Origin of the sequence: Maridesulfovibrio ferrireducens (assembly GCF_016342405.1) — a bacterium.
GTDB lineage: Bacteria > Desulfobacterota > Desulfovibrionia > Desulfovibrionales > Desulfovibrionaceae > Maridesulfovibrio > Maridesulfovibrio ferrireducens_A.
This window is the reverse complement of the sequence record NZ_JAEINN010000040.1, coordinates 1-8,612: the sequence shown is the minus strand read 5'-3', so window position 1 is coordinate 8,612 and position 8,612 is coordinate 1. Positions and strand designations below refer to the sequence as shown.

Below are 8,612 nucleotides of genomic sequence, written 5' to 3'. Positions count from 1 at the left end.
ATGATCTACCTCATTGGGGCACCGATCCGGGACTTATTATGGAATGACTGAATTCCACACGGAACGTCGAGGAACCTTTTTTGCTTGTCCTTTTTGTTTCATATAAAGAATATTAACTTTTTTACCCAGATCATTCCCAAAATGAAGCTCATCTTCAAAACCAATACCGTCATCAAGATCATTAGCAGAAACATTTCCAGATAAAATCATACCCATCACAGCAAAAATTATTACGCTCAAAGCGATACATACTTTTTTTCTCATAATATTATTTCCGCGGGCCGATAATAACTGAGCCACGATTAACTGTTTTAGCTTTATGATTAGACCCCATATTAGTTACGTTTCCTTCCTTGCCTTTAATAACAATATCCCCATGATACGAGTATCCATCATGGACACGGACTGAATGGACATTGGTTTCTGCACTGTTACGGCCTGTAGTTATGGTCGTGACCGTCCCCACTTCGCTATCAATAATAATATCCCCAGTGTTGGCTCCAGCCATAGCGTTTGAGACCGTCAATAAACAAAAAATTATGGTGTAAAAGAAATGAGACATATATATTTCCCTTTTTCATCGCAGCTTTTTGTCTTCAGTAATTATCTAACAAAAGAAGATCTATTAATTATTTTTTTATCTATAATAAATATAGACAATCGCAAAATTCAATTTATAAAATAAATTAATTCGGGATATCACCTCTTTTGTATTTTGTAAATCAAGTAGTCGTAACATTTCTATTAATAAGGCCAATGGTAGTATTTGAAAATTAAAGAACGTGATCTTGAAGCTCTTGTTTTAATGACTTAAGTTTCCAAAGCTAGTTTCAAGAAATTAAGTAATTTGTTAAAGAAAAACTGAGAGCTCAAGAAGTTTTGAACAGGTCCAACAGAGTGTCATGCTAAGAATTTACAATCACACGTTGACAAGGATAACAAATATACTTGCAAAATATTACAATGGATCGTTCGTCGTAGCGAGAGTGGTCTTTTTATTACAAAAAAATTGATTATTTAGGTTAATACGTGTAAGGTTATTATTAATTAAATTTATGGAGGTATTTGTTTCATGAAATTGGCAAAATGTTTAAAAGGGGTAGCCTTACTGCTGGCTATGCTACTATGTATTCCTTGGGCTAACAGTAATGTTCGAGCTGACAGCAGCCCTTCCGATAGCTCTTCCAGTAGTTCTTCATATTCATCAAGTCCTGTTAGCGAAACTGTTGTAGCCAGAGAAAACAAAGCAGCTGATACGGCTCGTACAACTACACAGATTATTACATCCCGTATTATGAGTGTGTTTTCCCCAAAACCAAGTAAGCAGAACTTAGTTGCGGGCCTCTCTTCTGGAGATGCTTTTGAGGAACAGGGGCTAGGTTTATGGGGGCTTGGTGCATATTCTGATACTGGTGTAAATAAGTCTGGCTACCAATCTACAAATACCCTTGGTCTTGGCATGTTTGGTCTTGATACATTGCTACTTGACGACAAACTTGCTCTAGGTGTTGCTGCTGGTTATGAAAATACTTGGAGCAAAACAAAATTAACAGGCTATACAGAAAACGGCAACGGGTATTCAATATCTCCCTACGCTGCTTATCGTGTAAATGATGCCTTTACATTGAAAGGTATACTTAATACCGCTTTTTCAGATTATGATGTAAACCAGAACAACCAGAACTACTCAGGTGTCAGATTGACTGGAGACATCAGTGGTGAATATGCATGGGTCTACGAAAATTTGACAATGGCACTTGAAGCCGGATTCATGTATATGAACGAGGACTTCAATCATAACTATGAAGATACATACCTTGGTGAAGGTCGAGTCTCCGGTCGGATAGGGTACGGATTTGAAAACGGGGTGGAACCTTATTTCCGAGGCACATATTATCAAAACCTTATTAACAACAACAGAGCTCACCTTGAAGATCATTTATGGGAAGGCGCACTCGGCCTGAACTACTACATTGGTTCTTTTGCCATTTCTGCTGAAGGGTTTGGCTTAACAAACGTTGATAAGGATACCTTGGGCGGCTCTCTGCTCGTCCGTTTTGATTTCTAAGAGTTTTAAGTGGTATCATATATTTATTAGTAAGCAGATCCGGTCTTTTCGTTTTACAGGCGGGGGGCCGGATCTTATAATTTTGGAAGTGGAGTTATGGGAAAAAAATATTTTATATGTATTGGAATTATTTTTTCACTTGCTCTTTTTTTCATCGACTCTGTACACGCCCGCTTCCCATCGCGAGGAGCACACGCCTCACGTATGACAAGGTCTGCCATTTCACGCTCCCTTGATTTCAAAATTAAGCCTAGATTGAATTTTAGTAAGATTGTTGTCGGTCCAATTTCCTCCCTCGCTCTAAGTTCTGATGAACATTATTTGATCACTGTTGTTGGTAAAAACAAATTACGCTTATGGGATTTGTATGCCGGGCGGGAAGTTGCTCTCAGCACTGCTCTCGAAGACGAAATCATAAATCTTAAAATATCTCCTGATTCTTCTCTTTGTATTTATATTTGTTCTGACGGTTCAGTTTATTCATGGGATTTCAAAACCTTAAAGACTGAAAAAATTTATTGTTGTCCTCCATCAAATCTGGTTGCTTTTCAAAAAAACGGAATTGTTATTTTTGGAGGTTTACACGGGGAATTAACACAGTTCGACCCCAAGGTAAAAAATAGTGCTAACGTTCATCAAATTGGTACTAAACCTTTTTTGGCACTTGAAATCAGTGAAACTGGTCCGGTGTTACTTGTTTCCAAAAATGAAATATTTGTAGTCGATAAAGATTCTTATGTTGTTGTTGATATTATCTCAACCAAGGATAATATTACCACAATTGCCTGCAGCGAGGACATTCTTCTTTGGGGAACTGAAGACGGTAATATTGCCAAATGGAATCTTGGACTTAACAAAAAAACTGTTTTTTTTAAAAACATCAAAGGCAGAATTGTCAGTCTGGATGTAAATAGCGACAAAGGTGAAGCTGTTTGCGGTACTAATGAAGGCATATTGTATTCCCTCAACCTCAACTCTGGAAAAGCTATTGAAATCGGTAAGCATGGTAAAGAGATAACTTTTTCTCGCATGGATAAAAACGCTGAAAATGTGCTTACTGCATCCGAAGATGGAACATGCAAGTTGTGGAATCTAAAATCAAAACAGTTGCAGCTTACCTTAGTTTCAGCTGTTGATGGCTGGGCTGTGGTTGACAGTAAGGGACGATTTGACGGAACACAGGCAGCTCTTGAGGGAGTAGATTGGCAGGACGGTGAACATATTATTAATATTAACAATTTTTCCCAAGCTTATTATGAGCCCAATTTATTGCCTCGGGTGATGCATCAGGATGAAAAGTCTGCTGGATTTAATGATGTTGCAATTGTTTCAGATGGAATTCATCTGGCCGCAAAAGTTGAAATTGATGGCAGTGTCAAAAGTTCTCAGAAAGCAATTATCCGAGTCGTCGGCAGCGATAAAAAAGGAAGCGGAATACGGGATGTTAAGTTGTATCAAAACGGAAAACGTGTTCCGGAAAGTCTAGCGAAGACCGAAATTAAAAGTAATAAGGAAGGAACAAAGGAATTAGTCAGCGAATTCAGTGTAAAACTAGGCCGTGGCGACAATGTCTTTTCTGCAATTGCAGTAAATGATGAATTGCTTGAAAGTGATCCCGCAAATATTGTTTTTAGCGGAGCAAAAGATTCTTTACAGAAAACAATATGGGTAGTTGCAATAGGTATTAATAATTACAAAGTTTCAAGTCTTAATCTTGATTATGCACGTCCTGACGCTCAGTCTCTTTATAATTATTTTGATAAAAATCAAAATCTTGCGGTTTCCCAAAAAAAACTGCTTTCACTTTACGACAGTGATGCCGACAATCGAAGTATTGCCAAGGTTTTTAAAACACTGCAATACATTCCTCGAGAGGATTTAGTCATTGTATACATGGCTGGGCACGGTGTAATTATTGGAGAAGAATGGTATTTTCTGCCTTCAAATATTTCTGTCGCCAGTGAAGAGAATGTTATTAAAAACGGAATTTCCACCAAGGATCTTAAAAATTATATTGAATCCGTAGGGGCTGACCGAATCATATTGTTCCTCGATGCCTGTCAGTCTGGTGGGGCCTTGTCCCCGATTAAAAATTTCAAAGGTATTAAGTCTTTAAGAATGCTTGCTAGGGACGTTGGAGTGCATGTGCTAGCTGCAACAGATAGAGAGCAGTATGCCGTAGAACTTGCGACTCTTGGTCATGGTGTCTTTACGTATTCACTTTTGAATGCGTTAAATGGAGATTCTACTCAAAAAGATAAAAACGTTACGATTCGTGAACTTATGAAGTTCGTTGAAAAAGAAGTTCCGGCATTGAGTAAAAAATTTGCGAACTATGCACAATTTCCGGTTTCCCACTCAAGGGGTAATGATTTTACGCTTTTAAAGTATTAGGACTTTTTTGATGATTAATCTGGAAATGTTCTTTCAACGCTTTCTTTACGTTTCTGACTAATGAATTACGGTCGGCCTTTTTTAAACTTTTAATCAAGGAAATAAAAGGACTGGTTGGTCTTTTTTATATCTATTTTTTAATGTTAAGCTATGTAGTAATTGTTATATACTCTGAGCAATAAATCCCATTAAACTAGGGCCATAGAATGTTTCAAAATGATTTATCATTGCTTGAGCGGTTTCGATCTGCCTTTTGCATTTTTAATGCATTGCTTATTTCTCTCGTAATTTCTTTTTTTACATATAGTGGATATTTTGACATTCTTCAGGAATTGATACTTGATAATATGCACGGTGTCAGATCCAAATTAAGCCCTCCTCCCGCAGCCGAAGTTGTCTTAATCGGCATAAATGATAAAACATTCCTCGAAAAAGAATTTCGAAAACCATTTTTGTTATGGCATGAAGATCTAGCTGAATTGATTGACTCTTTAAGAGTTGCAAAAGCTAAAGTTATCGGGCTGGACTTTTTGCTGCCGGATGTTTTGTTTGATGATTATGTTCCAGGATATAGTCAGGTTTGGTTGAAATCTATTTTGAAATCGAAGCTAGCGGGAATTCCAGTTGTCACCGGTTTTATGGACTTGGGGGATTCGGTTATTGCTCCTCATGCATACTTCTTACAGGCTATAGGAAAGGATCATTGTGGTTTTTTTAATTTGACGACCGATGACGATGGAGTGGTAAGGCGCCAAAATTTATGGGTTAAAAATAATCAGGGACAAATTGTTAATAGTTTTTCTCTTGCTATATTAAAAGCTGCAGGAACAAAAATAAATGATGTGCCAAAACAGGTACGCATAAATTTTAGGCCGGAAGAAACTCATTTTAAAATATATGAATTGTCCGATGTTATGCATATGATCAAAGAAAGACGTCTTGATTATTTAAAAAAGAATTTTTCCCAGAAAATCGTTCTGGTCGGAGCGATGGATATTAGGAATCAGGATAGGCACCCAACCCCGTTGTTCAACTTTACAGCGCGAAAAAGCAGAAAATCTTCCGGGGTTGTGATTCAGGCACAAATAGTTGAAACAATTTTGGATGACCAACATTTTTCTGAATTTTCAAATTTTGAAAAGTGGGCGATAAGTTTTCTACTGGCATTCGCGGCAATCGGTCCTGCCATATGGAGTACACACAGATTCAAATTTGTATGGGCACCAATTTTTCTTACAGCATATCTGCTAGTATGTAGCTTTGCCTTTTTTCAATATATTATTATGCCTGTTGCATCAGGAGCTTTATCAATTGTTTTAAGTTACATTTTATCTATTCTTTTAAGCGAAGGGGTACTCAACGCAGAGCAGCGAAAGTTAAAAAAAGTTTTCCAGCGTTACCTTCCTGCTTCCATCGCCGAGTCTCTATTAAAACAAAATGATGCTGATTTTTTCAAAGGAGACAGCCGGGAATTATGTATTTTATTTTCAGATATCAGAAGTTTTACTACTTATTCAGAGAACAGACCTCCTAAAGAAATTGTCAGAAGGCTAAACAAATACTTTGAGGCAATGGCAGAAATTGTGAACAAGCATAATGGAGTTGTTGATAAATTTATCGGTGACGGACTTCTTGCCTTTTTTGGTGTGATTGAAAGTGATGTCTCTCCAAGTCTTTGTGGCATCCGAGTAGCAATTGAAATGCACGAGGTCCTTGGCAAATTAAATAAAGAATGGGCAAAAGACGGTGAACCAAAATTTGAAATAGGAATTGGCCTTCATACTGGAAATGTTATGGTGGGTAATATCGGAAGTAAATATAAAGCTGAATTCACGGTCATTGGTGATGCCGTCAATTTAGCTTCTAGACTTGAGCATATGACCAAAACGGTTGGAGCTCCAATTCTGATCAGTGAAACGGTTAAAAAGGATGTAATTGATGTTGTTGATTTGGAGCCTCGTGGAAAAGTTAAAATCAAGGGACGCAATGAAGAATTTGTGTATTCTGTTCTTATAAATCAGGATAAGTCTGGAGGAAATTAGTAATGAAAAAAATGATGCTTATTTTTGTATCTATTTTAATGTCTATAGCTTCAATGAGCTTTGCTAATAGTAAAACGACAATGCTTATTTCATTTGAAGGTTCAAGTGCGAGCTATAAAGAAGGTCCACTTGCCGGAACAAAACTGGAACTCATGGAATTTTTAAATCCTAATGAGTTGATAACTATTCCTTTTGGGGCATCGGTCACTTTTAATAATTTTGAATCCTCAACCATTGAAAAGATAACAGGTCCTGCAACAATTATTATTAAAGAAGGAAAAATTAAACTTATATCTGGGAAGGCAATCGAAAAAAAAGTAATAGATTTTATGCCTTCCGGTTCAGGTAAAATGATTGAGAAAAGTCAGGTGGTTAACTTCGGAACAGTCGCGTTCAGAAAGCCGCTAAAGGCTCATAAAGAAGCGAATTGCGTAACAGTTATACCTAAATCTAAAGTACAGTTGTATTGGGACAATAAGCTGAAGTCCTCTTCTATAGTAGTCACGTTTCAGGACGTTACCTGTGAAAAAAAGGGTATAACGGCAAAACTTGTTAAAGAAAATTTTTGGAACATTCCTTCAGCTAGGCTGCTCCCAGGGAAAACTTTTATGTGGAATATCTCAACTTCTGGCAGCAAGAAACTGATTAAAAAGGGGATAATAAAAGTTATGACCTCAGATAAGTTTAAAGAACTTAAAAACGCTAAAGTAGGTATTAATAAACTTTCTGATGGTGATCAAATTGCAAAGGAAGTGATGGAAGCAAGTCTTTATATTGCTTTTAGCATGAATTTAGACGCCATAAATATGCTCAAAAAATTGATCAAAGACAACCCTTACAATATTGAACTGTCTAGAATGTACAAGTATCAGAAAGAACTCACTAACGGGCTTTGCTATTATTAAGTTTTTCCACTGCCAAAGATAAGATAATTGTTGATGACTTTTTTATTACAAATCATAAAATAAAAAATATCTTACCATTCTCTTATCTCTCACATAGCGGGTGGTTAATAAAAACATTTGTCAGCCAACTAAGCGGAACATATAATTATGTTTTAATTTTATCAATAGTATTTAAATAATACAACAACCCATATTTGTGTTTGCTAGGCATAAAAAGTTGATAGCGACTTACAGACAAAATTATTATTCTTTTTGGTAGAGGTAAATAATTGTATAAAGTTTTTTTAGGGACAATCCTGACTGTTTTTTTTTGTTCTGCATGCTTGTTTCATGATAACCCATTAAATACAGCACTAAAAATTGGAAATAATAACGGGTTTGAATATTTACAAATCAGCTCATCACAATTTGAACAAGTTGTTTTTTTAAAAACAGGCCCCCAAATTGATAATTTGATGATCTACATTGAAGGAGATGGTAGCGCTTGGGCCAGACGTTACAAACCTTCTAACAACCCTTCCCCGCACAATCCTTTGGCCTTAAGACTTGCTTCCTTAGATCCGTATCCATCTATTGCGTACATTGCTCGCCCCTGCCAATATACAGGTGGTATTAATGCGAGAGGATGTGATGTTAGCTACTGGACTTCACACAGATTCAGCGATGAAGTAGTTAACTCCACAAGTGAAATTATATCAAAATTAAAAGAAATGACTGGTGCAAAAAAGATTGACTTAGTCGGCTACTCTGGAGGAGGAGCTGTCGCAATATTGATAGCAATGCGACGGACAGATGTTGCTTCTGTAAGGACTGTTGCCGGAAATCTTGATCATATCAAATGGACGCAATTGCACGGAGTCTCCCCGTTGGAAGGATCATTAAATCCAACAGATCAGATTTCAGTCAAATGCAAAATTCCCCAACTTCATTACGTCGGAAGTAATGATAACATTATCCCCATACAAATTGCGGAATCATATTGCCAAAAAGCCGGTAATAATGGGTTAATACAATTAAAAGTAATTCAAGGCTGTACCCATTCTAAAGGATGGGCTAATATTTGGACTTCATTGTGTGCTGATTTTTATAAAAGCCATGAGTAATAGAGTAGATGTGTGATTCATAAGTAAGCGTCACATAGGCTCCATCTTTTAAAAGAAGTCCTGATGATATAAGCTTAGCCCTTGTTCTTTGACATATACT

At 36.8% G+C, this 8,612-nt stretch carries 7 protein-coding genes; 5 read left to right on the top strand and 2 right to left on the bottom strand.

The window, feature by feature from the left end:
* Window positions 1-36: 36 nt before the first annotated feature.
* Window positions 37-264, bottom strand: coding sequence for a hypothetical protein (locus JEY82_RS19265; protein WP_304088860.1), 228 nt, complete (start codon window positions 262-264; stop codon window positions 37-39).
* Window positions 265-268: 4 nt separating this feature from the next.
* Window positions 269-562 carry a hypothetical protein gene (locus JEY82_RS19260; RefSeq protein WP_304088857.1) on the bottom strand — a complete coding sequence of 98 codons (294 nt, stop codon included), beginning with the start codon at window positions 560-562 and terminating at the stop codon, window positions 269-271.
* A gap of 510 nt (window positions 563-1,072) precedes the next feature.
* Between JEY82_RS19260 and JEY82_RS19255 the strand changes: the two genes are divergently transcribed.
* The 5 genes from JEY82_RS19255 (at window position 1,073) to JEY82_RS19235 (ending at window position 8,512) form a co-directional block, all read left to right on the top strand.
* Window positions 1,073-2,068, top strand: a complete 996-nt coding sequence (locus JEY82_RS19255; RefSeq protein WP_304088854.1) for an autotransporter domain-containing protein — start codon at window positions 1,073-1,075, stop codon at window positions 2,066-2,068.
* 96 nt (window positions 2,069-2,164) lie between these two features.
* On the top strand, window positions 2,165-4,462 hold the full coding sequence (locus tag JEY82_RS19250) for a caspase family protein (RefSeq protein WP_304088850.1): 2,298 nt from the start codon (window positions 2,165-2,167) through the stop codon (window positions 4,460-4,462).
* Window positions 4,463-4,668: 206 nt separating this feature from the next.
* Window positions 4,669-6,504, top strand: a complete 1,836-nt coding sequence (locus JEY82_RS19245; RefSeq protein ID WP_304088847.1) for an adenylate/guanylate cyclase domain-containing protein — start codon at window positions 4,669-4,671, stop codon at window positions 6,502-6,504.
* A gap of 2 nt (window positions 6,505-6,506) precedes the next feature.
* The gene (locus tag JEY82_RS19240) at window positions 6,507-7,409 is read left to right on the top strand and encodes a hypothetical protein (protein ID WP_304088844.1); all 903 of its coding nucleotides are present in this window, start codon (window positions 6,507-6,509) and stop codon (window positions 7,407-7,409) included.
* 269 nt (window positions 7,410-7,678) lie between these two features.
* Window positions 7,679-8,512 carry an alpha/beta hydrolase gene (locus JEY82_RS19235; protein ID WP_304088842.1) on the top strand — a complete coding sequence of 278 codons (834 nt, stop codon included), beginning with the start codon at window positions 7,679-7,681 and terminating at the stop codon, window positions 8,510-8,512.
* The last annotated feature ends 100 nt before the right edge of the window (window positions 8,513-8,612 follow it).

Excerpts from the sequence above, each read along its gene's own strand:
- JEY82_RS19265 (WP_304088860.1), bottom strand. The coding sequence starts at position 264 with ATGAGAAAAAAAGTATGTATCGCTTTGAGCGTAATAATTTTTGCTGTG.
- JEY82_RS19260 (WP_304088857.1), bottom strand. The coding sequence starts at position 562 with ATGTCTCATTTCTTTTACACCATAATTTTTTGTTTATTGACGGTCTCA.
- JEY82_RS19255 (WP_304088854.1), top strand. The coding sequence starts at position 1,073 with ATGAAATTGGCAAAATGTTTAAAAGGGGTAGCCTTACTGCTGGCTATG.
- JEY82_RS19250 (WP_304088850.1), top strand. The coding sequence starts at position 2,165 with ATGGGAAAAAAATATTTTATATGTATTGGAATTATTTTTTCACTTGCT.
- JEY82_RS19245 (WP_304088847.1), top strand. The coding sequence starts at position 4,669 with ATGTTTCAAAATGATTTATCATTGCTTGAGCGGTTTCGATCTGCCTTT.
- JEY82_RS19240 (WP_304088844.1), top strand. The coding sequence starts at position 6,507 with ATGAAAAAAATGATGCTTATTTTTGTATCTATTTTAATGTCTATAGCT.